General features: G+C 62.1%; 23 protein-coding genes and 1 riboswitch. Of the genes, 14 read left to right on the top strand and 9 right to left on the bottom strand.

The features are described 5' to 3' along the window. Positions 1-187: 187 nt before the first annotated feature. On the bottom strand, positions 188-1,291 hold the full coding sequence (locus tag FAY22_RS14900) for a porin (RefSeq protein WP_246860523.1): 1,104 nt from the start codon (positions 1,289-1,291) through the stop codon (positions 188-190). A 304-nt stretch (positions 1,292-1,595) separates the two neighbouring features. Here FAY22_RS14900 and FAY22_RS14895 point away from each other — a divergent pair, with 304 nt between their 5' ends. Further along, positions 1,596-3,101 (top strand): tetratricopeptide repeat protein, encoded by a 1,506-nt coding sequence (locus tag FAY22_RS14895; protein ID WP_146330937.1) that lies wholly within the window; start codon positions 1,596-1,598, stop codon positions 3,099-3,101. A gap of 3 nt (positions 3,102-3,104) precedes the next feature. Here the strand turns inward: FAY22_RS14895 and dapF are convergent, their stop codons facing one another. The 3 genes from dapF to FAY22_RS14880 are packed head-to-tail and all read right to left on the bottom strand — an operon-like array spanning position 3,105 to position 5,687. Further along, positions 3,105-3,956 (bottom strand): diaminopimelate epimerase, encoded by an 852-nt coding sequence (gene dapF / locus FAY22_RS14890; RefSeq protein WP_146330936.1) that lies wholly within the window; start codon positions 3,954-3,956, stop codon positions 3,105-3,107. A gap of 16 nt (positions 3,957-3,972) precedes the next feature. Further along, the gene (locus tag FAY22_RS14885) at positions 3,973-4,836 is read right to left on the bottom strand and encodes a lipid A biosynthesis acyltransferase (protein ID WP_146330935.1); all 864 of its coding nucleotides are present in this window, start codon (positions 4,834-4,836) and stop codon (positions 3,973-3,975) included. Beyond that, a complete protein-coding gene (locus FAY22_RS14880) occupies positions 4,833-5,687 on the bottom strand; it encodes a lysophospholipid acyltransferase family protein (protein ID WP_146330934.1) in 855 nt (284 codons plus the stop codon). The genes FAY22_RS14885 and FAY22_RS14880 overlap by 4 nt, the downstream gene beginning before the upstream one ends. Before the next feature lie 205 nt (positions 5,688-5,892). On the opposite strand from FAY22_RS14880, the gene metK reads away from it, so the two are divergent. From metK to metF, 5 genes are all read left to right on the top strand, one after another. After that, the gene (metK, locus tag FAY22_RS14875) at positions 5,893-7,056 is read left to right on the top strand and encodes a methionine adenosyltransferase (RefSeq protein WP_146330933.1); all 1,164 of its coding nucleotides are present in this window, start codon (positions 5,893-5,895) and stop codon (positions 7,054-7,056) included. Between the two features lie 163 nt (positions 7,057-7,219). After that, positions 7,220-8,101, top strand: a complete 882-nt coding sequence (locus FAY22_RS14870) for a M14 family zinc carboxypeptidase (protein ID WP_146330932.1) — start codon at positions 7,220-7,222, stop codon at positions 8,099-8,101. Positions 8,102-8,143: 42 nt separating this feature from the next. Further along, positions 8,144-8,233: riboswitch (S-adenosyl-L-homocysteine riboswitch) on the top strand. A 33-nt stretch (positions 8,234-8,266) separates the two neighbouring features. Beyond that, complete coding sequence (gene ahcY, locus FAY22_RS14865) at positions 8,267-9,688, top strand: adenosylhomocysteinase (RefSeq protein WP_371417299.1); 1,422 nt, start codon at positions 8,267-8,269, stop codon at positions 9,686-9,688. A gap of 99 nt (positions 9,689-9,787) precedes the next feature. Continuing rightward, on the top strand, positions 9,788-10,126 hold the full coding sequence (locus FAY22_RS14860) for a phage holin family protein (protein ID WP_146330930.1): 339 nt from the start codon (positions 9,788-9,790) through the stop codon (positions 10,124-10,126). A 1-nt stretch (position 10,127) separates the two neighbouring features. Then, entirely contained in the window at positions 10,128-10,967 is an 840-nt protein-coding gene (gene metF / locus FAY22_RS14855) for a methylenetetrahydrofolate reductase [NAD(P)H] (RefSeq protein ID WP_146330929.1), read from the top strand. A gap of 38 nt (positions 10,968-11,005) precedes the next feature. On the opposite strand, the gene FAY22_RS14850 is transcribed toward metF, so the two are convergent. Then, positions 11,006-11,584 carry a 5-formyltetrahydrofolate cyclo-ligase gene (locus FAY22_RS14850; protein ID WP_146330928.1) on the bottom strand — a complete coding sequence of 193 codons (579 nt, stop codon included), beginning with the start codon at positions 11,582-11,584 and terminating at the stop codon, positions 11,006-11,008. 77 nt (positions 11,585-11,661) lie between these two features. On the opposite strand from FAY22_RS14850, the gene FAY22_RS14845 reads away from it, so the two are divergent. From FAY22_RS14845 to FAY22_RS14830, 4 genes are all read left to right on the top strand, one after another. Next, on the top strand, positions 11,662-13,605 hold the full coding sequence (locus FAY22_RS14845) for a lytic transglycosylase domain-containing protein (protein ID WP_146330927.1): 1,944 nt from the start codon (positions 11,662-11,664) through the stop codon (positions 13,603-13,605). A 176-nt stretch (positions 13,606-13,781) separates the two neighbouring features. Beyond that, positions 13,782-14,753, top strand: coding sequence for a complex I NDUFA9 subunit family protein (locus tag FAY22_RS14840; RefSeq protein ID WP_146330926.1), 972 nt, complete (start codon positions 13,782-13,784; stop codon positions 14,751-14,753). A gap of 125 nt (positions 14,754-14,878) precedes the next feature. Continuing rightward, positions 14,879-15,592, top strand: coding sequence for a glutathione S-transferase family protein (locus FAY22_RS14835; RefSeq protein ID WP_146330925.1), 714 nt, complete (start codon positions 14,879-14,881; stop codon positions 15,590-15,592). Between the two features lie 31 nt (positions 15,593-15,623). Next, positions 15,624-16,871 (top strand): multifunctional CCA addition/repair protein, encoded by a 1,248-nt coding sequence (locus tag FAY22_RS14830; protein WP_146330924.1) that lies wholly within the window; start codon positions 15,624-15,626, stop codon positions 16,869-16,871. On the opposite strand, the gene FAY22_RS14825 is transcribed toward FAY22_RS14830, so the two are convergent. After that, positions 16,868-17,998, bottom strand: a complete 1,131-nt coding sequence (locus FAY22_RS14825; RefSeq protein ID WP_146330923.1) for an ABC transporter substrate-binding protein — start codon at positions 17,996-17,998, stop codon at positions 16,868-16,870. The two genes, FAY22_RS14830 and FAY22_RS14825, sit on opposite strands and share 4 nt — an antisense overlap. 274 nt (positions 17,999-18,272) lie before the next feature. On the opposite strand from FAY22_RS14825, the gene FAY22_RS14820 reads away from it, so the two are divergent. After that, the gene (locus tag FAY22_RS14820; protein ID WP_146330922.1) at positions 18,273-18,920 is read left to right on the top strand and encodes a GNAT family N-acetyltransferase; all 648 of its coding nucleotides are present in this window, start codon (positions 18,273-18,275) and stop codon (positions 18,918-18,920) included. A 251-nt stretch (positions 18,921-19,171) separates the two neighbouring features. Then, on the top strand, positions 19,172-21,340 hold the full coding sequence (locus FAY22_RS14815) for a bifunctional diguanylate cyclase/phosphodiesterase (protein ID WP_168204845.1): 2,169 nt from the start codon (positions 19,172-19,174) through the stop codon (positions 21,338-21,340). On the opposite strand, the gene FAY22_RS14810 is transcribed toward FAY22_RS14815, so the two are convergent. Continuing rightward, the gene (locus FAY22_RS14810; RefSeq protein WP_146330920.1) at positions 21,309-21,800 is read right to left on the bottom strand and encodes an Lrp/AsnC family transcriptional regulator; all 492 of its coding nucleotides are present in this window, start codon (positions 21,798-21,800) and stop codon (positions 21,309-21,311) included. The genes FAY22_RS14815 and FAY22_RS14810 overlap by 32 nt on opposite strands. A gap of 135 nt (positions 21,801-21,935) precedes the next feature. On the opposite strand from FAY22_RS14810, the gene hppD reads away from it, so the two are divergent. Further along, on the top strand, positions 21,936-23,060 hold the full coding sequence (gene hppD, locus FAY22_RS14805) for a 4-hydroxyphenylpyruvate dioxygenase (protein WP_146330919.1): 1,125 nt from the start codon (positions 21,936-21,938) through the stop codon (positions 23,058-23,060). A gap of 11 nt (positions 23,061-23,071) precedes the next feature. Next, positions 23,072-23,974, top strand: coding sequence for a phenylalanine 4-monooxygenase (phhA, locus tag FAY22_RS14800; RefSeq protein ID WP_146330918.1), 903 nt, complete (start codon positions 23,072-23,074; stop codon positions 23,972-23,974). Here phhA and FAY22_RS22675 read toward each other — a convergent pair. Both FAY22_RS22675 and FAY22_RS14790 read right to left on the bottom strand, forming a co-directional pair. Beyond that, a complete protein-coding gene (locus tag FAY22_RS22675; protein WP_371417298.1) occupies positions 23,967-24,266 on the bottom strand; it encodes a hypothetical protein in 300 nt (99 codons plus the stop codon). The two genes, phhA and FAY22_RS22675, sit on opposite strands and share 8 nt — an antisense overlap. A gap of 333 nt (positions 24,267-24,599) precedes the next feature. Continuing rightward, positions 24,600-25,505 (bottom strand): LysR family transcriptional regulator, encoded by a 906-nt coding sequence (locus FAY22_RS14790; protein ID WP_146330916.1) that lies wholly within the window; start codon positions 25,503-25,505, stop codon positions 24,600-24,602. Between the last annotated feature and the right edge of the window lie 67 nt (positions 25,506-25,572).

The following is a 25,572-nucleotide window of genomic DNA, read 5'->3' as shown; positions in this document are numbered from 1 at the left end:
CAGGGACAGCGCCTGTCCTGGCTCAAATGCCGATCAAATAGTCAGGCGTGATTTTAACCGACAACTGTCGGGAGTAAATGGCGGGATGCGTGGGGAAACGCAGGCAGTGGACGGGATAAGCGCGGCGGACAAATGAACCGGCCGCCGCGGTTGTTTCCTGCGGCGGCCAGTGACGGCAAGGCCGAGATCAGAACAGGTGACGGACGCCGATGTTGAACAGGCGATCGCTATCGCCGTTGGTTGCGGCATTCAGGCGCACATTGCTGTCGTTCCTTGTATAGCCGATCGAGGTGTACAGGTTGGTGCGCTTGGACAGCGCGTGGCTGTAACCGATGGCATATTGGTTGGATTTGCCGCCAGTGATATCCCTGATGTCATTGCGATTCCAGGATGCCATGACCGTACCCGCGCCGCCGACCGGAGCGGAAACGCCGACCAGCCAGTTGCGGTTTTTCAGGGACGTGGGGCCGTCGATCTTGGTGTCGCCATAGGCCAGGTGCGCTTTCGCCACGCCGAAATCGTAATAGCCGCCGAGCAGGGCGGTACGCAGATCAGGTGTGGCGCCGGTAGCGGCAAAGGCCGTCGCTTGCGAACCGGCCAATGCTACCGTGTTCGATCGCTGGTAGGCGAATTGGACATTGATCGGGCCGTTCGCGTAGCCCAGTCCGACGCCAGCGGTACGACCATCGGCAAAGGCACCGGGGGCTTCGCCGAAACTATAACTGACCGTGCCGGTCACGCCACTCATATCAGGCAGGGAATAGCTGAGCGTGTTGTCGACGCGCAGGAACGGATCGGTGTTGTACAAGCCGTAGCCGAACGCTTTTTGTGCGTTACCGGCCAATCCAATGCGGAACGGGTCGACCTGATCCATTGCGACATACAGCGGGCTGAGTTGACGGCCCAGCTTGACGGAACCGAAGCCGCCCTTCAAACCAACCCAAGCTTGGCGGCCGAACAGGCGCGTCGTTGTGGCATTGCTTTGGGCCAGCGTGCCATTGTCGGTATTAAAGCCGTTTTCCAGATTGAAAAGCGCGGACAGTCCACCGCCCAAGTCTTCAGTTCCCTTGAAGCCGATACGGCTTCCCGACTGATTGCCACTGTCCAGTTTCCAGTTGCGGCCTGCGCCATTGTTATCGTAAACAACGCCCGCGTCGACAACGCCATATACAGTAATGTTGGTTTGGGCAAACGCCGTGCCGGCAAGCGAGCTCAGGACCGCGAGTGCGATTAATGATTTTTTCATCGTTTTATCCCTCATTGAAAAAGGTTTGGTGAAAAATCCGTGCATGTCGGACAAGCTCACATTACAAGTTCAGTACAGCAAGCGAGCTGAAATCGTCAACATCACGGGCAGGAGTTGACCGAAAGCCCTCGTACGAGGCAGGTATGTGGCTTTTTTGTCACGTTGATTTGTGGATACAAAATTAGCGCATCGATTATGCGTCCGGCCTGCGCTGCTTCTATGTTGCGCAATTACTTCATATCCGCCCGCTTCTTCGCCGATCCCTGCAGGCTCTTGATGTGGCGCAGCCAATATCGTCGCGTTGTACGAAATACTGGATTAGATCCAACGAAATGATGACGATGAAATCATGGCCAATCGTGAAGAGTTGCTGATTATTCGCGCGGCGCGTGCAGGCCAAGCTTCCGCGCAGCTGAAGCTGGGTGAGCGCTATTTGTTTGGCGGGGCCGGTCTGCCCAAGAGCTTGCCGACGGCCCTGTACTGGCTTGACCGTGCCGCACAGCAAAATGAAAAAGATGCATGGCTGCTTATAGGCAGCCATGTTCCCTTCGAAACCGTTCAGCAGGTCAGCGAACCGTCCAAGCTGTGCGTCTGGTACGAGCGCGCATTCGATGCCGGCGTGGCGCAAGCCGGATTGGTGTTGGCCAAGCTGTTGCTGGGGCAAGCCAGCGGCGTCGTCAGCGACGCAATGCGACAGAAGGCGCTGCGGGCATTACAGGAAGCGGCGCAGGCGGGCATCGCCGAGGCGCAGTGGTTGCTGGCGCAACACATTGGCCAGCATGGCACCAGCGCGGCAGTGCAGGCGGCGTCTCCCGCCGATAATGAAGCAATGTTGGAATGGGCGCAGCGCGCGGCAAGGAGCGGCGTCGTGCAGGCGCAGTACGCGCTAGCCGATCATGCTTGGGCCACGGCAGATTACGCGGCATTTCTGCAATGGGCCTTGCCGCTGGCGCGCCGTCTGGCGGATCAGCATGCCGAGAGCAGCCGGCAATGGGAGGTGCGCGACCTCGATCTGCTGTCGCGCTGTGCCCACGCACTGTATCGAGGAGGAACCTGCGATCCCGCCGAGGCGGTGCGCTTCTGGGAAATCGTTGCGCAGCAGGGCGATCGCGAGGCGCAGTGCGCGCTGGGGCTGTGGTACGCCCGGATGGATGAAAGCGGCCGTCGCCTGTCCTCCATCTCTGGCCTGGCCAATTACAAAAAGGCGATCCGCTGGTTGTCGCTGGCTGCCGAGCAGGGGGCGGTCAACGCATGGTATGCCCTGTCGCGTATCTACCTGAAACCGGAATGCTCGCAGCGTAACTTGGCCGAGGCGCAGCGCTACCTGGAAAAGGCCGCGCAGGCCGGGCATGGCATCGCGCAACTGGAGCTTGGCAGCGGCGCCTGGCGTGCGCGCAGGCATCATGAAGGCAACGACGTGCGTGCCGCTTACTGGCTGCAAAAAGCTGTTTCGCAAGGAATCGAGGAGGCGCGCCGCCTGCTTGACCAAGTTGCCGTACGTGCAACGCCAGCTGCCTGGGCCAAGGCAGCGATGCAGCAATTGACGCATGATGGAGCCGACCTGTACCCGTTGCTTGCCGCGCGCATCGAACTGGCAGCCTTGTTCGGGCTGGCGCGCAGCGAGGCATTGCTGATCGATCTCCCGGCGGCGGACTGCGGGCATTGCCTGGTCGTCGATATCCGGGCGCACCATCCGCATAGCAAGCGCAGGCTGATTCTGGTGCAGACGGCGGAAGAGCGCAAACTGCTCGATCGTGTGGCGCGCTTGTTCGAGCAGCTCGATTGCGGGCCGGACGGGCCCGAAGGCAATTACCGTCAGCGGCTGTACCGGCTCAAGACATTGCTTGGCGACTGAGCGTCACAGCTCTATTTCGCCTTCGAATACGCTGACTGCAGGACCCGTCAGCATGACCGAATTGCCCGGGCCGGCCCAGGCGATCGACAACTCTCCGCCGCGCGTTGCCACCTTCACTGGCGAGTCCAGCAGGCCGCGCCGGATGCCGGCGACAACGGCAGCGCAGGCGCCGGTGCCGCAGGCAAGTGTTTCGCCCGCACCGCGCTCGAATACCCTCAACCGGATGCTGTGACGATCGACGATCTGCATGAAGCCGGCGTTGACCCGCCTGGGGAAGCGCAGATGATGCTCGATTGCCGGGCCGTCCAATTCCACGGCGGCAGCCTGCGCATCGTCGACGACCTGCACGGCATGCGGATTGCCCATCGAAACCACGGAGAACCAGTCAGTCTTGCCATTGACGTCGAGTGGCCAGAGCAGGTCGTCGCCTTCGCGCCTTCCCTGCAAGCCGGTCGCGTTGAACGGTACGCGCTCTGGTTCCAGCACCGGCGCGCCCATGTCCACCGTAATGCTGCCGTCGGCTTCCAGTCGCGGCTCGATTACGCCCGACATGGTTTCCACCCTGATCGTGCGCTTGTCGGTGAGGCCCTTGTCGGTGACGAATTTGACGAACGCGCGCGAGCCGTTGCCGCATTGCTCGACCTCGCCACCGTCGGCGTTGTAGATGCGGTAGCGGAAATCGACGTCCGCTGATTGCGGCTTTTCGACCACCAGCATCTGGTCGGCGCCCACGCCGAAACGGCGGTCAGCCAGCTGCTGCCATTGCGCCGGTGTGAAGTCGATCTGCTGGTTGATCCCGTCGATCACGACGAAGTCGTTGCCGGCGCCATGCATCTTGGTGAATTTGAGTTTCATGCGTCGATTATAGAAATCAATAAAATCCCGGCTCGCCCGGCGGCCGGGTCTTGAAGCGCTTATGCGCCCAGAAATACTCAGCCGGCGCTTCCCGCACGCGCTCTTCGATGAATGCATTCATGCGGCGCGTCGCCTCGATCATGTCCGGGCCTGGATAATTTTCCCACGCCGGATAAAACTGCACTTTCCAGCCGCGGTATTCCGGCAGGAAGGTCGCTATCACCGGGATCACCTTGGCGCCGGTAGCCGCCGCCAAGCGAGCGGTCGCCGTCAGGGTGGCTGCCGGAATGCCGAAGAAGGGGACGAATTCCGCATCCTTTGACCCGAAGTCCATGTCCGGCAGCATGAAGAAGGGCAGGCCTTCGCGCATCGCGCGGATGATCGGCTTGATGCCGTCGGGGCGGGAAAACAGGCGCACCGGGTGAAAGCGCGAGCGGCCCTTGCGCAGCGCCTCGTCGAACACCTTGTTTTTCTGCTCCGCATAGATCGTGCAGCCGGAAGTTTCCAGCGTGATTGCAACGGCTGCGACATCCAGGCTGACGAAATGTGGACAGAGCAGGATGGTCGGGCCCGTGCGCATCGCGTCCAGCGGCAGTTCGGGTTCAATCACGATCAGGCGTTTCAGGCGCTCCGCCGGCGCCCACCACAATACCGCGCGCTCCAATATGCTGCGCGCATAGGCCTGGAAGTGGCGTTTTGCGATCATGCGGCGCTGATCTTCCGGCAGGTGCGGCAGGCACAGGCGCAGATTGGTCAGGGTGATGCGGCGGCGCGAGCGCACCGCGATGAACAGCAGCGAGCCGATCGCTTCCCCGAGACGGCCCAACAGCGGCAGGGGCAGCCAGTGCAGCAGCCACATCAAGCCCAGCAGCAGTCTCATGCGGTTTCCTTCGGCGCGGACGGCTCGGCCACGCCCGGCGGCGTCTTGTAGCGGTTGTAGCTCCAGAAGTACTGGGCCGGACAGCGCGCGATCAGGCGTTCCATCGCGGCGTTGATCGCGCGCGCCTGCTGCTGCGGCGTGTCGCCCAGCGGCTCATCGAACGGAACGAAGCGGATCAGGTAGCCGCGCCCAAACGGCAGGCGTTCCGCATAGACCAGGATGATCGGCGCGCCGCTCATTTGCTGCATCTTGGCCGGTAGCGTCATGGTATAGGCCGGCTTGCCAAAGAAGTCGGCCCAGACGCCTTCGCCGTTTTGCGGCACCTGGTCCGGCAGCACGCCGATCGGCCCGCCGCTCCTGAGGGTCTTCAACAAAGTGCGCACGCCGGCCAGAGTGGCCGGCGCCAGCCGCAAGTCGCCGCGGGCGCGGGCGCCTTCGATCAGCGGCTTTAAGGCCTGCTTGCGCGGCGGACGGTACATCACGGTCAGCGGCGTCTTGGTCGCGACGTACTGCGCGGTGATTTCAAAGCAGCCCAGATGCGGCGTCAAGAAAACGATGCCGCGCTTCGCGTCGAGTGCCGCTTGCACGATTTCCCAATTCTCGATTTTTGCACTGCCAAGCACGCGCTGCGGCGACGCGCACCAAATGAAGGGCAGTTCAAGGATGTTTTTGCCGGCTTCGGCGATCGCCTGGTGCAGCGCACCCGGAAATCCGGCGCGCAAAATGTTGTCTTTCAGTCTATGCCGATAGGAGGGCGATGCGAGGTAGACCAGCCAGCCAAGCAGGGAACCGATTGCATGCAACATCGGCAATGGCAATACCGAAAGCAGGCGAAAGAGAGTGACGAGCATCAAAAACGCAACGAGAAAATTTGAGGTTTTTTTCCAGACGCGTAAAATAGCATATTGGTGCGCCGGCAGTCCTTGTTCTCGCACCGAATTCTTCCGCCGAGTTAATCAGACAACTTGCGAGGCGGCTTACAAATTTCGCTAAAGCGTCGCAGGCTCATTGAGTTGGCCGCGACAAGGTCGACAACAATCTTTAAAGGAGCCTGCGATGGCAAATGAATACCTCTTCACCTCGGAATCCGTTTCTGAAGGTCATCCCGACAAAGTCGCCGATCAGATTTCCGACGCGATCCTCGACGCCATCCTGACACAAGACCCGAAGGCGCGCGTCGCCGCCGAAACGCTGTGCAATACCGGCCTGGTCGTGCTCGCCGGCGAAATCACCACGCACGCCAATGTCGATTACATCGGCGTTGCGCGCGATACCATCAAGCGCATCGGTTACGACAATGCCGACTACGGCATCGACTACAAGAGCTGCGCGGTGCTGGTGGCCTATGACAAGCAGTCGCCGGATATCGCGCAGGGCGTCGACGAGGGCAAGGGGCTGGATCTGGATCAGGGCGCGGGCGACCAGGGTCTGATGTTCGGCTATGCCTGCGACGAGACGCCGGAACTGATGCCGGCCGCGATCTACTACGCGCACCGCATCGTCGAGCGCCAGTCGCAGCTGCGCAAGGACGGCCGCCTGCCGTGGCTGCGCCCGGATGCCAAGTCCCAGGTGACGCTGCGCTATGTTGACGGCGTGCCGGTGGCGATCGATACCATCGTACTGTCCACCCAGCACAGCCCGGACATGACGCACAAGGCGATCGAGGAAGCGGCCATCGAGGAGATCATCAAGCCGGTGCTGCCGCAGGAGTGGATGAAGAATCCGCGCTACCTGATCAATCCGACCGGCCGTTTCGTGATCGGTGGCCCGCAAGGCGATTGCGGCCTGACCGGACGCAAGATCATTGTCGACACCTACGGCGGCGCGGCACCGCACGGCGGCGGCGCATTCTCCGGCAAGGATCCGTCCAAGGTCGACCGTTCCGCAGCCTACGCCGGCCGTTATGTCGCGAAGAATATCGTGGCGGCGGGCCTGGCCAAGCGCTGCCAGATCCAAGTTTCTTATGCAATCGGCATCGCCAAGCCGACTTCGGTGATGGTGACGACCTTCGGCACTGGCAAGGTGAGCGACGAGCATCTGGCCATGCTGGTGCAGGAATTGTTCGACTTGCGCCCGAAAGGCATCGTGCAGATGCTGGATCTGTTGCGTCCGATCTATGGCAAGACTGCCGCGTACGGCCATTTCGGTCGCGAAGAGCCGGAATTCAGCTGGGAACGCACCGACAAGGCCCAGGCGCTGCGCGCGGCGGCTGGACTGTAATAGCGCTTGCGTTGCATAAAAAACGACGGGGCGCCTCCCGAACGAGGCGCCCCGTAGCATTTGTTGCGTGCGATTAGTAATATAGAGTTTTTCTGCGGCAAGTGCTGCGTAAGAGGTTGATTTCATCGTGCGACTACTTCGTTGCACTACTGCAATAATCGGAATGGCATGGTGTCTGTCCGCCTTTGGCGGCAATGCCGTGGCGCCGCAGTCGGGCGACTGGTGCAAGCGCCTGAGCGACCGTCTGCCGGATGTCTCCTTGGCAGATTGTCAGCAAAGTGCGCTAAAACCGACTGGCGCGCTGTCTCAGAAGGGGTTCCCCATCCTGAAGCGCGTTATTCCGGCGGCCCAAAGCAGTGGCCCTCGCAAGGAAGCGGTGCGCGTGCTGCTGTTGGGTGGCATTCACGGTGACGAACTCACGGCGGCAGCCATTGTGTTCCAGTGGATGCAGTGGATGCAGAATGCACCGGCACGTAACTTCGAATGGGAGGTTGCGCCGGTGGTGAACCCGGATGGTCTGCTCGCGCCCAAGCCGCAGCGTGTCAACGCCAACGGCGTCGACCTGAACCGCAATTTCCCGACCCCCGGCTGGAAGAACGACGCGCCGCGCTACTGGACAAGGGTGACACGCAGCGACCCGCGCCGCTTTCCCGGCGCGGCGCCGTTGTCCGAACCCGAAACCCGCTGGCTGAACGAGGAAATGGAGCGTTTCCGACCGCATGTCATCATCTCGGTGCATGCGCCGTTCGGCGTGCTCGATTTCGATGGTCCGGCGCCGGCGCCGCGCCGTTTCGGGCGCCTGCATCTCAGCCCGGTCGGCGTTTACCCCGGATCTCTGGGCAACTATAGCGGCGTGCACAAGAACGTCCCCGTGATTACGATCGAATTGCCCAACGCGCTGGCGATGCCGCCACAAGCCGAGGTGAAGCGCATCTGGTTCGACATGCTCGGCTGGATCGCGCGCAATGTGCCGCAACGAACGCAGGTGGCCCAGGAAGCCGATGCATCGCCGCGGCAGGGCGGGGTGGCGAAAGCAGTTCGTTGACGCACGTTGGGATTTTCAACGTTTTAACTGCGGTATAATTCCCGTTCCAAGGAGCGTTGCAGCACGGCTTACTTATACATTTATGTAGCCGTGTCAGGCTTGGATTCTTTTTCGCAACGGCGCTCACGTTACTTTTTTCTATCTTTTTCTGGAAAGGAGGGCGTGATGAGCGCCGTTATCTCGACATCCACCACATCCCAAGACTTCTTCGTCGCTGATCTTTCCCTGGCCGATTGGGGCCGCAAGGAGATCCGGATCGCCGAAACCGAAATGCCCGGCCTGATGGCGATTCGCGAGGAATACGCCGCGTCGCAGCCGCTGAAAGGCGCGCGCATCACCGGTTCGCTGCACATGACGATCCAGACCGCGGTGCTGATCCAGACGCTCGAAGCGCTGGGCGCGCAAGTGCGCTGGGCCTCCTGCAACATCTATTCGACGCAGGACCATGCCGCCGCCGCCATCGCCGCGAACGGCACGCCGGTGTTCGCGTTCAAGGGCGAATCGCTCGACGAATACTGGGACTTCACGCATCGCATCTTCGAGTGGCCGGACGGCGGCTATTCCAACATGATTCTCGACGACGGCGGCGACGCCACGCTGCTGCTGCATCTGGGCGCCCGCGCCGAGAAGGACAGCAGCGTGCTGGCCAATCCGGATTCGGACGAAGCGGTCTGCCTGTTCAACGCGATCAAGAAACAGCTCGCAATCGATCCGGCCTGGTACTCGACCCGCCTGGCGCAGATCAAGGGCGTCACAGAAGAAACCACGACCGGCGTGCATCGCCTGTACCAGATGCACAAGGAAGGCAAGCTCGCCTTCCCGGCGATTAACGTCAACGACTCGGTCACCAAGTCGAAATTCGACAACCTGTACGGCTGCCGCGAATCGCTGGTGGACGGCATCAAGCGCGCCACCGACGTCATGGTCGCCGGCAAGGTCGCCGTGGTATGCGGCTACGGTGACGTGGGCAAGGGCTCGGCGCAGGCGCTGCGCGCATTGTCCGCACAAGTATGGGTCACCGAGATCGACCCGATCTGCGCGCTGCAGGCAGCGATGGAGGGCTATCGCGTCGTGACCATGGAATATGCAGCGGAGCACGGCGACATCTTCGTCACCTGCACCGGCAACTACCATGTGATCACGCACGAGCACATGAAGCGCATGAAGGACCAGGCGATTGTCTGCAACATCGGCCACTTCGACAACGAGATCGAAGTCGCGGCGCTGCGCCAGTACACCTGGGAAAACATCAAGCCGCAGGTCGACCACGTGATTTTCCCGAACGGTAAGCGCATCATCCTGCTGGCCGAAGGCCGCCTGGTCAACCTCGGCTGCGCCACCGGCCATCCGTCCTACGTGATGAGTTCGTCGTTCGCCAACCAGACCATCGCGCAAATCGAGCTGTTTACCAATACCGCTGCCTATCCGGTCGGCGTATACACCCTGCCTAAGCACTTGGACGAAAAGGTCGCGCGCTTGCAGTTGAAGAAGCTCAACGCGCAGCTGACCGAGCTGACCGACGAGCAGGCGGCGTACATCGGTGTCCAGAAGACCGGGCCGTACAAGGCGGATCACTATCGTTACTAAGATGGCCGGCCGCCCCTTCGCCTGAAGGGGCAAGGCACGAAGTAAGGCGGGCGGGCCGCGCAGCGGCCAGCCCGGATTGTCCGAAGATCGGAGGCGAAAATGCGTTTGCTCGTAACCTGGCTGATCAATGCCGCCGCGTTGTTTGCTTTGCCTTACCTGATGCAGTCGATCCGGGTCGAGAGCTTTGGCGCCGCCCTTGTCGCCGCGCTGATCCTGGGCCTGGTCAACGTGCTGATCCGCCCCCTCCTGGTGCTGCTGACGCTGCCCGTCACAGTGTTGACGCTGGGGTTGTTCATCTTCGTGATCAATGCCCTGCTGTTCTGGCTGGTGGCCAATTTCGTCAGCGGTTTCCATGTGACCGGATTCTGGTCGGCCTTCGGCGGAGCGATCCTGTACAGCCTGATTTCGTGGGCGCTGTCTTCCCTAATATTGAAATGACATGACACAACAGAACTTCAGCATTGAGTTTTTCCCGCCCAAGACACCGGAAGGCGTGGAAAAGCTGCGTGCCGCGCGCGCCAGGCTGGCGGAGCTGAAACCGAAATATTTTTCAGTGACGTTCGGCGCAGGCGGTTCGACCCAAAAAGGTACGCTCGAAACCGTACTCGAGATCAAACGCGAAGGCCATGAAGCCGCTCCGCACCTGTCTTGCATCGGCAGCTCGCGCGACAGCCTGCGCGCGGTCCTGAATGAATACAAGGCCAACGGCATCCGACGCCTCGTCGCCTTGCGCGGCGACCTGCCGAGCGGTTATGGTGCTTCCGGCGAGCTGCGCTATGCCAACGAGCTGGTCGAGTTCATCCGCGCTGAAACCGGCGACTGGTTCCACATCGAAGTGGCGGCTTATCCGGAAATGCATCCGCAGGCGCGCTCACCGCAGGACGACGTGCAAAGCTTCGCGCGCAAGGTGCAGGCTGGCGCGAACGCGGCGATCACGCAGTATTTCTACAATGCCGATGCCTACTTCCGTTTTGTCGAGGAAGCGCGCAAGGCCGGCGTGACGGTGCCGATCGTGGCCGGCATCATGCCGATCACGAATTACTCGCAGCTGATGCGGTTTTCCGACATGTGCGGCGCCGAAATTCCGCGCTGGATTCGCCTGAAGCTGGCGAGCTTCGGCGACGATACCGCGTCGATCAAGGCGTTCGGGCTGGATGTGGTCACGGCACTGTGCGAACGGCTGCTCGCCGGCGGCACTCCGGGGCTGCATTTTTATACCCTCAACCAGGCTGCCGCGACGACGGAAATCTGCCGTCGCCTGAATGGTTCCTCGCGTTGACACCCTGCGGCTGACGCATCCGCTGCCGCGACTCGCTCTCAAGCGTGTCGCGGCTCGCCCTCCACCGGCGATTGTTCGGTGATCATCACATCCAGCGCAATGTCGAACGTATCGACATCGAATTCGGCGCGGCAGCATTCATAAGCTATCCCGACGGCGAGCGGGCGCGGCATGACCGCCAGCGTGCGGTCGTAGAAGCCGCCGCCATAGCCAAGACGGAAATTGCCGGGATTGAATCCGACGCAAGGTATCAGCAGTGCGTCCGGCTTGACTTCATCGGCCGTCTCCTGCGGCACCATCGCGCCGAACCCATCCCTGACCAGAGCATCGCCCGGCTGCCAGCCGAGAAAGCGTAATGGCGCGTCGCGCGCCGTCACCACCGGCAGCGCCAGTCGCACGCCCTGGCGCGCCAAGTCCTGGTACAACCCGCGCAGGTCTGGCTCGTTGCGGATCGGCCAGTAGACGCCGAGGCTGCCCACCGGATTGGCATTCCACCAAGCGAGCATGCGCGCGCCGATGGCGGCATCCCATTGCTGCCGAACTTCTGCGGCGATTGCTTGTCTGTTCGCGAGCAACACGCGTCGCAGGGCGGCTTTATCCAAGGTGTTGTTAGGCATGAGGTCGGCGCAAATTTCGTGGCATCACATGCTATCCTACAAAATATGGTTTCAGTGTTCGAGAAGGCGGTAATTTGATGTTCCCGATGAGATGGATTGGCGGTGTCGCGCTTGCGACCGCGTCGGCGGTTCTGCTGGTGCCGACGGCGCATGCGCGTCTTGCCAGTTTTGTCAGCGACGATGACGTATTTCTCGCGCTGCGCGAAGCGGCGCGCAATAACGATGCGGCACGCACCGCCGATTATGCGGCCCGTCTGGGCAATTACGCCATTCCGTCCTATGTCGATTATTTCCGGCTCAAGCCGCGCATCAACAGCGCGCCGGAACAGGAAATCCGCGACTTCCTGGCGCGCTACGACGGCCAGGCCATCGCCGACCGCCTGCGCAACGACTGGCTGCTCGAACTGGGGCGCGCGCGCAACTGGGCGCTGTTCGACGAGCAGTATCCGCAATTCGTGCTCAACGACGACACGCAGGTCAAGTGCTATGCGCTGATGTCGAAGGCCCTCAAGGGGCAGAACGTGGCGGACGACGCCCGCTCGGTGCTGGTGGCGCCGCAAAACTACGGCGAGGCCTGTCCGGCGCTGATTGCGACGCTGGCGCAGTCCAATCAATTCTCCGCCGACGATGTCTGGGCGCAGATCCGGCTGGTGGCCGAATCGGGCTATGCCGGGACGATCAGGCGGCTTGCGCCCCTGACCGACGCCGGCGAAAGCGCATTGCTGCAGGCGCTCGACAAGCCGGAAAAGGTGGTTGCGCGCGGCCCCGGGGGCAACCGCGCCGCGCATGAAGTCTTCATCGTCGCGCTCGGTCGCGCCGCCAAGGCCAATCCGGACCGCGCCGTCGACGCGCTGGTGTCGGCCGCGGACCGGCTCAAGCCGGAAGAGGCTGAGCTCGCCTGGGCGCAGATCGCCTTGCAGTCGTCCGTCAAGCTGGCTCCCGATGCAACAGTCTACTGGCGCCGCACCGGCGAAGCGCCGCTGTCGAACGAAGGCTATCAGTGGAAGGTGCGCGCGGCGCTGCGCGCCGGCGACTGGAAACTGGTGCGCACGACGATCGAGGCAATGCCGCGCTCCCTCGCCAAGGACTCGACCTGGATTTACTGGCTGGGGCGCGCCTATGTGGCGGAAGGCAAGAAGGACGAGGCGCAAAAACTGTTCCGCTCGATTGCCGATCAGACCAACTTCTACGGCCAGCTCGCGCTGGAGGAACTGGACCAGAAGGTCACGATTCCGCCGCGCGCGCAACCAGTGACGGCGGAAGAACTGGCGCCGATGGCCGAGAACCAGGGCTTTCGCCGCGCGCTGAAATTCTTCGAGCTGGAGATGCGCTTCGAAGGCTACCGCGAGTGGAACTGGGAGCTGCGCAAGATGAATGAGCGGCAACACCTTGCCGCAGCCGAATTCGCGCGCCAGAAGAATGTGCTCGACCGGATGGTCAATACCTCGGACCGCACCAAGTCGGAAGTCGATTTCACCCAGCGTTTCCCGTCGCCGTTCCAGGACGTGATGCTGGCGACCACGCAAAAGCTCGGCCTCGACATGGCCTGGGTGTACGGGCTGATCCGGCAGGAGTCGCGTTTCGTCCAGCATGCGCGCTCGCACGTCGGCGCTTCCGGCTTGATGCAGGTGATGCCGGCCACCGCGCAATTCGTGGCGCGCAAGATCGGGCTGGCCGGTTTCGCGAATTCGCAAATGAATGACATCAATACTAATATCCTGCTCGGCACGAATTACCTGAACATGGTGCTCAGCGATCTGGATGGCTCACAGGCAATGGCAACCGCCGCCTACAACGCCGGGCCGGGACGTCCGCGCGCCTGGCGCTCGACGCTTACCCGCGCCGTGGAAGGCGCGATCTTCGCGGAATCGATTCCGTTCAATGAAACGCGCGACTACGTGAAGAAGGTGCTGTCGAACGCGACCTACTACGCGGCGCTGTTCGAGAGCAAGCCGCAATCGCTCAAGGCGCGCCTGGGCACCGTCGCGCCCAAGGGATTCGTCGCCAGCGACCTGCCATAAGCGGCGCGCGTCACACCTTGCATGCCGCCGCCGGGCGGCTGCTCTTCCACTACGTCCAGCCATGCTGACCATTACGGGAATTCCCTACTGTAACGGTCAGCCATTCCCGTTTCGCCCTCGCATCCCGCATCAATTGATCCTATGATGAATGCAAGGCATTCACGAGGAGCGTAATCATGGCATTCCATTCCGTTCTGGTCGTCGGCGGTTCCGGTTTCATCGGCAGCCATATCATCGCCAAGCTCGCGCTGACCGACTGGCGCGCGATCGTTCCGACGCGCCATTACGACCGCGCCAAGGATCTGCTGCTGGTGCCGTCGATGGACGATGTGGTCGAGGCCGACGTGCATGACGAGGCGGCGCTCGACCGACTGATCCCGGGCAACGATGCCGTGATTAACCTGGTGGGCATCCTGCACGACTCGCGGGCCCAGTCCGGCGAGCGCTACGGCCCGGAATTCGCCAGGGCGCACGTGGACCTGCCGCGCAAGATCGTGGCGGCATGTGCGCGCCACGGCGTGCCGCGCTATCTGCACATGAGCGCGCTGGGTGCGGACCGGAACGCGCCCTCGATGTACCTGCGCTCCAAGGCGGACGGCGAGGAGGCGGCATTGTCCAATCCGGCGGTCGGCGTCACGATATTCCGCCCCTCGGTGGTGTTCGGCGAACGCGATCATTTCCTCAATCTGTTCGCCTCGCTGGCGAAGCGCTTCCCCGTGCTGCCGGTGGCGGCGGCCGACGCCAGGTTCCAGCCGGTGTTCGTCGAGGATGTGGCGCAGGCATTCGTCCACGCGCTCAACGACAAGACCACCGCCGGCCGGGTGTTCGAGCTGGCGGGGCCGAAAGTGTATACGCTGCGTGAACTGGTCCGGCTTGCCGGCGAATTCTCCGGCCATCCTCGCCCGGTGGTCGCGCTGCCCGATTCACTGGCGCGCCTGGAAGCGACGCTGCTCGAACATGCGTCGGCCCAGCCCCTGATGGGCCGCGACAATCTCGATTCCATGAAGGTCGATAACGTGGCCGCGACCTCGATGCGGGACACGCTCGGCATCGAGCCGACCGCGCTGGAAGAAGTCGCGCCTTCTTATCTGCGCGGCGACCGTCCGCACACGCATGTCGATGCGGTGCACGTCGAGGCACCTCGTTAGCGGAGACGCCGTCGCCGCGCGTTTGGCAAAAATAAGCAAAACGCATTATTCTCACCAGGCGCCGCGTCCGCCGCGCGGCGGCGTGCGAAAATTGCACGTGAAAAACAGATCACTGGACAGGATTTATGCAAACGACCGAACTCGACCCGACGCTCTCCCAAACCCTTTCCGCCGCTGAAAAGGCGGGCCTGAAGCTCGTCATCGGCAACAAGAATTATTCGTCGTGGTCGATGCGTCCGTGGGTGGCGATGACCGCCTTCGGCATTCCGTTCGAGGAAGTGCGCATCGGGCTCGACCGGCCCGACACGTCGGCGCGCATCGGACAGTACTCCTCCGCCGGACGGGTGCCGGTGCTGGTGTCCGGCACCACGACGGTGTGGGATTCGCTGGCGATCTGCGAATATCTGGCCGAGCAGTTTCCCGACAAGGGCATGTGGCCACAGGATGTCGAGGCGCGCGCGATGGCGCGCTCGATTTGCGCGGAAATGCATTCCGGCTTTACCGGCCTGCGCAGCGCGATGTGGATGAATATCCGCGCCAGCTTTCCCGGCAAGGGACGCACGCCGGCGGCCCAGAACGATATCAGCCGCATCTGCGAAATCTGGGAAGACTGCCTGGCGCGTTCCGGGCCGCACCAGTTCCTGTTCGGCGACTTCTCGATCGCCGATGCCTTTTTCTCGCCGGTCGTCATGCGCTTCCGCACCTATGGCGTCTGGATGGCGCCCGCGCTGCAAGCCTACATGGACCGCGTGGTTGCGCACCCGGCGGTGGCGCGGTGGATGCGGGAAGCGCTCGCGGAGCAGGAACGCCTGGAAAAATACGACGTCTATCCGGATTGATGGCGACTTCTGAACGCCTGCCGGAGCGGACATGAAAACCTACATCGTCGGCGGCGCGGTGCGCGATGAACTGCTCGGCCTGCCGGTCCAGGATCACGACCACGTGGTCGTCGGCGCCACGCCCGACGACATGATCGCGCGGGGCTTCACGCCGGTCGGCAAGGACTTCCCGGTGTTCCTGCATCCGGTCACGCACGAGGAATACGCGCTGGCGCGCACCGAGCGCAAGACCGCGCCCGGCTACAAGGGATTCGTGTTTCATGCGGAGCCCGACATCACCCTCGAGCAGGACCTGGTGCGGCGCGACCTGACCATCAATGCGATGGCGCGGGGCGAGGACGGCGCCATCGTCGACCCGTTCGGCGGGCAGCGCGACCTGCAGGCACAGGTGTTCCGCCATGTATCGGAAGCGTTCGCCGAAGATCCGGTGCGCATCCTGCGCGTGGCGCGTTTTGCCGCGCGCTTCACGCAATTTACCGTGGCGCCTGAAACCAATGCGCTCATGCGCCGCATGGTGGACGCCGGGGAAGTCGATGCGCTGGTGCCGGAGCGGGTGTGGCAGGAACTGGCGCGCGGCCTGATGGAAAGGCAGCCGTCGCGCATGTTCCAGGTGCTGCGCGACTGCGGCGCGCTGGAACGCATCCTGCCCGAGCTGAATGTCCTGTGGGGCGTGCCGCAGCCGGCGCCGCACCATCCTGAAATCGATACCGGTGCACATGTGATGATGGTGGTTGATTATGCGGCGCGGCGCGGCTACGGCTTGCCGATCCGCTGCGCTGCATTGCTGCACGACCTGGGCAAGGGCGCAACCGACCCGCAGCATTGGCCGAAACACCTCGGCCACGAGGCGCTGAGCGTCAAGCTGGTGGAGCAGGTCTGTCGCCGTCTGAAGATTCCGAACGAGTGCCGCGACCTGGCCGTGATGACGGCGCGAGAGCACGGCAACGTGGCGCGCGCGCTGGAGCTGCGGCCGAATACCATCGTGACCCTGCTCGAGCGCTGCGACGCCTTCCGCAAGCCGCAGCGCTTCATCGACCTGCTGCATGCCTGCGAATGCGACCAGCGCGGGCGCACCGGCTTCGAAGATCAGCCTTTTCCGCAGGAGGATTGCCTGCGCGACGCCCTGCGCGCGGCGCAGGCCGTGAACGCCGGCGATGTGGCGCGACGCCATGTCGACCAGCCGCAGCGCATCCCGGAAGCGGTGCATGCCGCGCGCGTGGATGCAGTGCGTAACGTAAAACGGGGAACAGCCGGAGGAGCCGCCTCCGGCATGGATTAGCGCACGAAGCGTCCGTCGCGGCCGATCATGGTGAGTTCCACGAACTCGCTGCCGCTGTGATCTTCCGGCCCGTAAGTCACCATCAGGCCACCGAAGTCGGTGCGCTGCATCGATTCCATCGCATGGATGAAGCTCTCGCGCGTGAGATTGCGGCCGGCGCGGCGCAAGCCTTCGACCAACACCTTGGCATTGACGAAGCCTTCCATCGCGGCATAGGACACCGTGGCGTTGTTCGCTTTCGCCGCAGCCTTGAACTCCTGTCCCAGCATCGTCGACAACAGGTCGGGCGCCGGCGTGATTTGCGACACGACGACGCCGACGCCGGCCGCGCCCAGCTCCTTGACGAAGGCCTGCGAGGAGTTGTTCGACAGCGTCATGATCTGCATTTTCCCGCCTTGCCTGCGAATCGCCTTGATCACTTCGATGGTGTTCTTGGCCGAGCTGACGATGATCAAGGCGCTCGGGTTGGCCTTGATGACTTGCACGGCGGTCGCTTCGTAGTCCGGCTTGACCCGGTCGAATTTGGTAGTGATCACCGGCGTCAGCTGGCGCGCGGCCATCGCCTTGTTGAAACCTTCCAGGCCGTCGCGGCCGAATGAATCGTCCACGTGCAGCAAGCCGATGGCCGACAGGCCGACGGTGGCGAAGTGCTCGACGCCCTTGGCGACTTCGTCCTGGTATTTGGCGCGGATGTGGAACACCCAGTGATTCACCGGCGTATGGAAGATCGCCGCGCCGGTGCTGGGCGCGATCAGCGGCACCCGGCTGGCGGCCAGGATCGGCAGGATCGCTTCGGTATGCGGCGTGCCGCGGTTCTGGAACAGCGCAAACACGTGTTCCTTCTTGATCAGGGTTTCCGCGTTGGCGGCGGCGGTGGCCGGGTCGAACTTGTCGTCCATTACCCGCACTTCGATCTTGCGTCCATGCACGCCGCCCTGCTTGTTGACCGAGGCAAAATACGCCTGCGCGCCTTCGATCATTTCTTTCACGGGGCCGGCAATGATGCCGGTGACGCCGATCGTTTCTCCCAGAATAATGCTGTTGTCGGTAACGCCTTCTTCGGCTGCCGCCGTCAAGCTCGTCGCTGCCAGCAATGCCGACATCGCGGCGCGCCAGTGTTTCTTCATATTTTCCTCCTGGAAATATATTAGCCGACCGGATTGTTGAGCGGAGGCAAACACTGCGCAACTGTGGGTTTTACGTAACAGGGTTGTTAGAAAAATAAGTGCTTAAACTTGATTTCAGTCAAATAGGCGATATTTAAGATGTAGGTGCTGTAACCATTTCGGCTTATCGCTTAGAATGTCATTGTGCGCTGCACAATCATGCGCGGTTTTATAGGACTTCATCATCATGAGATCGACCTATTCCCCGAATGCAGATTTCCCTCCTTTGGTAGCAATGAGCCTCGATCAACCTTCTGAAAAACCCATTATCCGCGTCAAGGAATTGTCGGAACGCGACCGGCGCCGCCTGCTGATGCATTTTCTCGCGCTCGACGATAGCGACCGGTTGTTGCGCTTTGGCACTGTTTTGCCGGACGAACTGGTGACGCGCTACGTGCAAAAGCTGGATTTCGCGCGCGACAAGGTATTCGGCGTGTATGATAGCAACCTCGACTTGCTGGGTGTCGGCCACCTGGCGTTTGCGGCAAAAGAAGCGATGCCATCGTTAAGCGATGCGACCCTGAAGGCGCGCATTGCCGAATTCGGCGTATCGGTGGCGGCGACTGCGCGCGGCTTGGGGATCGGCACCAAGCTGTTCGAGCGCGCGGCAATCCATTGCCGCAATGAAGATGTCGATATCCTGTACATGCATTGCCTGTCGTCCAACCAGACCATGATCCATATCGCGAAAAAGGCGGGCATGGAAATCCAGCGCGGCTATGGCGAAGCCGACGCTTATCTGAAACTGACACCGGCCAATCCCGGCAGTATCTTGCAGGAAGCGGTGGAGGAGCAATTCGCCACGTTCGATTACACCTTCAAGGCCAACACCAAGGCGGCGGTAAAGTTGTTGCGCAAGCTGCCTGGAATCAAGGGCAAGTAAATCAATCCCGGCGAACCGGCTGGTGGCAGGGCATTTCCTGCCCCTCGCCGGCGCAGCTATCTAACGCATCCGGCCCGATTCCGGGCCATCTTCCTTCTTCCCCTCCTTTTGTTTCCGCCCGCAATGAGGCGAAAAACGCACACGCCCCATGTTCCATCCGGCGTAATATGAAGAAGGGCGGTCAAGCTGGCCGCGGCTGTCACTGTTGCAGCCGCAACTGCCATTCTCGTTATCCGCAAACGGTGACAGCAATGCAGGATCCCTTTTGGTTGATGGCGCAGCAGTATGCGCTTGCCATTCTTTGGGTCGATGTGCACGGCGTCATTACGCATGTCAATGAGGCGGCAGGCTGCCTGCTGGGCGCGCCGATGCGCCAGATAATGGGAAAGGCCGTCGGCGACTATATTGTGGAATTGCAGCCGCGGGCATGGAGCGCGCTGGCCGCTTCCCTTGTCAACGGAAAAACGGCGCACTTGAATGCGACGATCCGCATGGCCAACGAGGGCAGCGCTGCGGCAGAAGCCCATATCCAGTGCCTGGCCGGCGACAGTACGCATGCCTTCGCGCTCTTCCTGCAGGGCGTGACGACGCAGGTGCGGACCGAAGACCTGTTCCGGCTGCAGCACAATCTGCTGGAATCGCTGTCCCGCGGCGAGCCGATCGAGCGGCTGCTCGATCAACTCTGTATCGAGGTGGAGCGCATGGCGCCCGAACTCCTGTGCTCTGTCATCCTGGTGGACGGGCAGGACAGGGTGCACGTAGTCGCGGCGCCGAGCATTCCGAAAAGTTATTCCGAGGCGATCGACGGCCAGCCGATCGGGCCTAAGGCCGGCTCCTGCGGTACCGCGCTGTACTTCAACCAGCCGGTGGAAGTGTCCGATATCGCGCATGACCCGCTGTGGGAAAACTACCGCGATATGGTCTTGCCGATCGGGCTCGTCGCGTGCTGGTCGCACCCCATCGTGGCGCGCGACGGGCGCGCGGTCGGCTCGTTTGCGATGTATTATCGCCAGCCGCGCGAGCCTTCCGACTTTCACAAGCAAATGGTGGAAGTGTGCTCCCGCCTGGTAGCGATCGCGCTTGAGCGCGGCGAGGCGGACAAGCGCCTGCACGACTTGGCCTTCTATGACCCGCTGACCGGCTTGCCCAACCGCCGGCTGCTGCTGGACCGCGGCGCGGTGGCGCTGGCCAATGCGGCGCATGCCACTGCCTCGGTCGCGGTGCTGCTGATCGATTTCGACCGCTTCAAGACCGTCAACGACGCGTTAGGCCATGACGCCGGCGACGCGTTCCTCAAGACGATGGCAGTCCGGATCGAGGAGGTGGTGCGACAGGGGGATACGCTGGCAAGGATAGGCGGCGACGAATTCGCCGCCGTGCTGCCGTCGTGCGACGTGCATCAGGCCTCGCAACTGGCGCAGCGCCTGATCGGCATCGCCGCCAGCCCGGTGGCCTTGAATGCCCGGCACTTTACCGGCTCGGCCAGCATCGGCATCAGCATGTATCCGGACGACGCGTCCGACTTCGACACCCTCCTGCGCTATGCGGACATGGCGATGCACCAGGCCAAGGCCGCCGGGCGCGGCAACTATCGCTTCTTCAGCCGTGAGATGAATGCGGAGATTCAGGAACTGGCCGCGCTGGAACATGCGTTGCGCGATGCGCTGGCGCAGCGGCGCCTGAACCTCCATTACCAGCCCAAGCTGGCCCTGGCGGACGGGGAGATGTACGGCGTCGAGGCGCTGGCGCGCTGGTACGATCCGCAGTTGGGGGACATTTCGCCGTCCCGCTTCATCCCGGTTGCGGAAGAAACCGGCCTGATTCACGAACTTGGCCTGTGGGTGCTGGATGAAGCCTGCCGGCAGCTGGCCGAATGGCGGGCCGCCGGCGTTCCGGTCCCTGCAATCGAAGTCAATGTCTCGGCCCGGCAATTGACACGCAAGGAGTTGCCGGCTCTGGTCGAGGACGCCTTGCGCCGGCACGCGCTGCCGCCGTCAACGCTCATCCTCGAAATCACGGAAAGCAGCGTGCTCGACGATAACGAGCGGGTGCGCGACACGCTCTCCAAGCTGAGTGCCATCGGGGTCAAGCTCGCCATCGACGACTTCGGGACCGGGTACTCCAGCCTGGGCTATCTGAAGCGCTTCCCGGTGCAGGAACTGAAGCTGGACCAAAGCTTCGTGTGCCATCTCGACGAGCGGCAGGACGATCGCGAACTGGCGTCGGCCGTCATCCATATCGGCCGGGCGTTGCATCTGACCGTAGTAGCCGAAGGCATCGAACATCCGCACCAGCTCGACTTCCTGCGCGCGCAGCAATGCGACGTGGGCCAGGGTTTTTATTTCAGCCGTCCGCTTTCTCCGCACGACCTGTGCCGCTGGATTGCGCTCAGACCAGCGGCAACGCGGTCGTGTCCTTGATGCGCTGCAGCGCGAAGCTCGACTTCACATCCAGCACGGCCGGGTGCTTGAGCAGCGTCTCCATCATGAAATGCGAGAAGTGCTCCATGTCTTCCACGTGCACGCGCAGCAGGTAATCCATTTCACCGGTCATCGCGTAGCAGGCCACCACTTCCGGCCAGTGTTCGACCGACGCGGCGAAATCGGAGCGCGGCGAACGGGCTCCGCCGGGCGGCGTGTCGCTGTGCTTTTCCAGCCGCACGTTGACGTAGGCGAGCAGCCCGAGCCCGATCTTGTCCGGGTCGAGCAGTGCCACGTACTGGCGGATCACGCCCGATTCTTCCAGGTTCCGGATGCGGCGCAGGCAGGGCGAGGGCGACAGGTTGACGCGCTCGGCCACTTCCTGGTTGCTCAGCCGTCCATTCGATTGCAGGATCGAAAGAATCTTCCGGTCGGTTTTGTCGAGTTCCGGTCTTGGCATAATCATCCACGCGAAAGTGTATGTGAAATACATTATTGCTCAAATCGGCGAACAGCGGGCAGCATTCGCAATTTAATGCCTTGGCGCCTTGTCTATACTGTACTGAGCTTTTTATATAAAAAACAGGAGACAAGCATGGATTTCCAGCCATGGGACAACCCGATGGGCACCGACGGCTTCGAGTTCATCGAGTACGCTGCGCCCGATCCGAAGGCGCTCGGCGCGCTGTTCGAGCAGATGGGCTTCACCGCGATTGCGCGCCATCGCCACAAGGACGTGACGCTGTACCGCCAGGGCGGCATCAACTTCATCATCAATGCGGAACAGGATTCGTTCGCGCAGCGCTTCGCGCGCCAGCACGGGCCCTCGATCTGCGCCATCGCGTTTCGCGTGCAGGATGCCGCCTATGCGTACCGGCGCGCGCTCGAACTGGGCGCCTGGGGCTTCGACAACAAGACCGGGCCGATGGAGCTGAACATCCCGGCCATCAAGGGCATCGGCGATTCGCTGATCTACTTCGTCGACCGCTGGCGCGGCAAGGAAGGCGGCAATGGCGTTGCGCCGGGCGCCATCGGCGACATCAGCATCTATGACGTGGACTTCGTCGCGATTCCTGGCGCACAGTCCGATCCGCAGGGCGACGGCCTCACCTACATCGACCACCTCACGCACAACGTGCATCGCGGCCGCATGAAGGAATGGGCGGAGTTTTACGAGCGCCTGTTCAATTTCCGCGAGATCCGCTATTTCGACATCGAAGGCAAGCTCACCGGCCTGAAGTCGAAGGCGATGACTTCTCCCTGCGGCAAGATCCGCATCCCGATCAACGAATCGTCCGACGACAAGTCGCAGATCGCCGAATACCTCGACCTGTACCACGGCGAGGGCATCCAGCACGTGGCGCTGGGCACGGACGACGTCTATGCCACCGTCGCACAGATGAAGGCGAAGGGCGTGGCGTTCCAGGACACGATCGACACCTATTACGACCTGGTCGACAAGCGCCTGCCGGGGCATGGGGAGCGCCTCGACGACTTGCGGCGACTGCGCATCCTCATCGACGGCAACAGCAATGCGAGCAGGCGCGAGCTGCTGCTGCAGATCTTCACGCAAACCGTGATCGGCCCGATCTTCTTCGAGATCATCCAGCGCAAGGGCGACCAGGGCTTTGGCGAAGGCAATTTCCGCGCGCTGTTCGAGTCGATCGAGCTGGACCAGATCCGACGCGGGGTGCTGAAAGACGAGGGTGTTTCCGCATAGGAGAGCACGACATGAACACCACGGTCGAGCATGCCGACTTTTTCAAGACACTGGAAGAAAAATCCGACGGCGGAAAACTGCGCGGCGATTACAGCCCGGCCGACGAACGCTACGTCGTGCGGCAGGACTGGGGCGCTTACACGCCAGAGCAGCACGCGCTGTGGCGCCGCCTGTACCAGCGCCAGGCGAAACTGGTTCCGGGGCGCGCCTGCGATGAGTTCATCGATGCGCTGGCCAGGCTCGATGCGGCCGACGCCATCCCGCAGTTCGAACGCGCGTCGGACGCGCTCTACAAGGCGACCCGCTGGCAGCTGGTCGCAGTGCCGGGGCTGATCCCAGACCTGACCTTTTTCGAGCACCTCGCCGCGCGCCGCTTTCCCGTCACGGTCTGGCTGCGCGCGCCGCACGAGTTCGATTACATCGTCGAGCCGGACGTGTTCCACGACTTCTTCGGGCATGTGCCGCTCCTGTTCAACCCGATTTTCGCGGATCACTTGCAGGAGTACGGCAGGGGCGGGCTGAAGGCACTCAAGCTGGATGCATTGACTTACCTGGCGCGGCTGTACTGGTACACCGTGGAGTTCGGTCTGATCCAGGGCGAACAGGGCTTGCGCGCTTACGGCGCCGGCATCCTGTCGTCCGGCGGCGAGATCGGGTACTGCCTGACCAGCCCGAAACCGCGGCGCATCCTGCTCGACGCCGAGCGCGTCATGCGCACCAGGTACAAGATCGACTCGTATCAGGAAACCTATTTCGTGATCCGCGACTTCGAGCACCTGTTCGCGGCCACCGAGCCGGATTTCGCGCCGGTGTACGCGCGCTTGAAGACGATGGAATCCTTGCCGGCCGACAGTCTGCTGCCGGGCGAAGCGAACCTGCGGCCCAATGCGTGTCCGGAGGAGATGGTCAGCTAGAGACGCGGCTGCGTATCATGGCGCGGATTTCGTCGCGCGTGAGCTTGCCATCCTTGTTGGCGTCGAGGCGGTCGAAATTCTCGACCACGCGGCCCATGCCCGCGTTCTGCGCTTCGGCCTTGGTCAGGGCGCCGTCGCCGTCCTTGTCGGCGGAGCTGAATTGCGCATCGAATTTCGCCAGATATTTTGCGCGCACCGGCCGGCTTTCATTGCCTGGAACGACTTGGGTATAGGCAAGGCCGCTGCCGAACAAGGCACCGATGAGCGCGCAAATGGCTACGACTTTCATCATGATGTGCTCCCAATAAATTTCTTTCCTTAATTGACTGTAAGAGCAGGACAGGATGTTTCCATAAAGCATTTACCAGTTGTTACAGCTGTTACCGCAAGGCGAATGCTGCAATATGCATTGAGCATGGGATAGGGCTGTGCTAATGTCAAAATATCCAAAGAAGAAACGCGCGGCCCACAAGGCCTGAGCGTTCAATGCGCAATCATCGCGCCCAAAGACACGATTTTTGGCTTGGAGACAATATGAATACGCTCCCCGGTTCCAAGCGGCACTCGCTGCCGGAAAATCTTTTCCCTTACGACAAATTCGCGCAATCCGGCGACGGGCCGAGCGCTAGCTGCCATAGGCATGCAACAGGAACTGCAGGAATGCCTCTGCCGGCGTGCTCAGCGGTGTTGCCGGATGCCAGAGGACGCCGACCTCCATATGCGGCACTGCGTCCAGGATGGGGCGCGCTTCGATGCGCTTGCCCTCCAGCGACCAGGGCCGGAACACCAAGTCCGATAACACCGTAATGCCGAAGCCATGCGCGACCAGTCCACGGACCGCTTCGATCGACGAGGTTTTGAACACCACGCGCGGCGTCTGTTTGCGGGCCGACCAGTACGCCATGGTGGACGATTCCGCTTCGTCGGCCGTCACCAGGATATAGGGATGCTCGGCGATGTCGGCCAGCGAAGGGGCGGGAATCTGCGCCAGCGGATGCGTCGGCGCCACCCAAAGCTGCCGGCGCGAACGTACCAGCACCGCATGGGAAAAACGTTGCAGTTTCTGCACATTGGACACGACCGCGACGCCGACATCGACTTCCTGCGCCAGCACGGCGCTTTCGATGCCTGGCCGGTCGGTGTCGCGCAGGTCGATTTCCACATCGGGATAGCTGGCCCGGAAGCGCGCCAGCAGTTCGGGAAGGAAGTATCCGAGCACCGTATAGGAGGCGGCGACCCGGACGCTGCCGCGCAGATTGCCTTTTCGGAAGCGCGGTTTATGGATTGCATCATGGACCGAGTCCAGGATATGGCAGGCATGATGGAAAAAATCCTGCCCTTCGGCGGTCAGCGCCACGCCCTGCGCCAGGCGGTCGAACAGCTTGATCCCGAGCTCGTCCTCCAGCGCCAGCACGGCGTTGGTAATAGTCGATTGCGACACATGTTCGTCCCGCGCCGCCATCGAAAACTGGCCCGCCTTGGCGGCCGCCACGAAATAACGCAGCTGTCTCAGGGAAACATTATCAGACATGTGTTTTATTAATACCTGCAATGATTATTCATAATTTTACGATACCTTCCCCGCTGACTATACTGCG

It is taken from the genome of Noviherbaspirillum sp. UKPF54 (genome assembly GCF_007874125.1).
Lineage (GTDB): Bacteria > Pseudomonadota > Gammaproteobacteria > Burkholderiales > Burkholderiaceae_D > Noviherbaspirillum.
Note: the sequence above shows the minus strand (reverse complement) of the source record. Positions and strands in the feature narration are given on the sequence as shown.

Bases quoted from the DNA above. Each gene is read 5' to 3' on its own strand.
- FAY22_RS14830 (WP_146330924.1), top strand. From the start codon at position 15,624: ATGAAAACCTACATCGTCGGCGGCGCGGTGCGCGATGAACTGCTCGGC.
- FAY22_RS14895 (WP_146330937.1), top strand. From the start codon at position 1,596: ATGGCCAATCGTGAAGAGTTGCTGATTATTCGCGCGGCGCGTGCAGGC.
- metK (WP_146330933.1), top strand. From the start codon at position 5,893: ATGGCAAATGAATACCTCTTCACCTCGGAATCCGTTTCTGAAGGTCAT.
- FAY22_RS14850 (WP_146330928.1), bottom strand. From the start codon at position 11,584: ATGCCTAACAACACCTTGGATAAAGCCGCCCTGCGACGCGTGTTGCTC.
- FAY22_RS14790 (WP_146330916.1), bottom strand. From the start codon at position 25,505: ATGTCTGATAATGTTTCCCTGAGACAGCTGCGTTATTTCGTGGCGGCC.
- FAY22_RS14845 (WP_146330927.1), top strand. From the start codon at position 11,662: ATGTTCCCGATGAGATGGATTGGCGGTGTCGCGCTTGCGACCGCGTCG.
- phhA (WP_146330918.1), top strand. From the start codon at position 23,072: ATGAACACCACGGTCGAGCATGCCGACTTTTTCAAGACACTGGAAGAA.
- FAY22_RS14835 (WP_146330925.1), top strand. From the start codon at position 14,879: ATGCAAACGACCGAACTCGACCCGACGCTCTCCCAAACCCTTTCCGCC.
- FAY22_RS14825 (WP_146330923.1), bottom strand. From the start codon at position 17,998: ATGAAGAAACACTGGCGCGCCGCGATGTCGGCATTGCTGGCAGCGACG.
- FAY22_RS14900 (WP_246860523.1), bottom strand. From the start codon at position 1,291: ATGCACGGATTTTTCACCAAACCTTTTTCAATGAGGGATAAAACGATG.
- FAY22_RS14815 (WP_168204845.1), top strand. From the start codon at position 19,172: ATGCAGGATCCCTTTTGGTTGATGGCGCAGCAGTATGCGCTTGCCATT.
- FAY22_RS22675 (WP_371417298.1), bottom strand. From the start codon at position 24,266: ATGATGAAAGTCGTAGCCATTTGCGCGCTCATCGGTGCCTTGTTCGGC.
- ahcY (WP_371417299.1), top strand. From the start codon at position 8,267: ATGAGCGCCGTTATCTCGACATCCACCACATCCCAAGACTTCTTCGTC.
- metF (WP_146330929.1), top strand. From the start codon at position 10,128: ATGACACAACAGAACTTCAGCATTGAGTTTTTCCCGCCCAAGACACCG.
- FAY22_RS14810 (WP_146330920.1), bottom strand. From the start codon at position 21,800: ATGCCAAGACCGGAACTCGACAAAACCGACCGGAAGATTCTTTCGATC.
- dapF (WP_146330936.1), bottom strand. From the start codon at position 3,956: ATGAAACTCAAATTCACCAAGATGCATGGCGCCGGCAACGACTTCGTC.
- FAY22_RS14820 (WP_146330922.1), top strand. From the start codon at position 18,273: ATGAGCCTCGATCAACCTTCTGAAAAACCCATTATCCGCGTCAAGGAA.
- FAY22_RS14885 (WP_146330935.1), bottom strand. From the start codon at position 4,836: ATGAGACTGCTGCTGGGCTTGATGTGGCTGCTGCACTGGCTGCCCCTG.
- FAY22_RS14840 (WP_146330926.1), top strand. From the start codon at position 13,782: ATGGCATTCCATTCCGTTCTGGTCGTCGGCGGTTCCGGTTTCATCGGC.
- FAY22_RS14870 (WP_146330932.1), top strand. From the start codon at position 7,220: ATGGCATGGTGTCTGTCCGCCTTTGGCGGCAATGCCGTGGCGCCGCAG.
- FAY22_RS14880 (WP_146330934.1), bottom strand. From the start codon at position 5,687: ATGCTCGTCACTCTCTTTCGCCTGCTTTCGGTATTGCCATTGCCGATG.
- hppD (WP_146330919.1), top strand. From the start codon at position 21,936: ATGGATTTCCAGCCATGGGACAACCCGATGGGCACCGACGGCTTCGAG.
- FAY22_RS14860 (WP_146330930.1), top strand. From the start codon at position 9,788: ATGCGTTTGCTCGTAACCTGGCTGATCAATGCCGCCGCGTTGTTTGCT.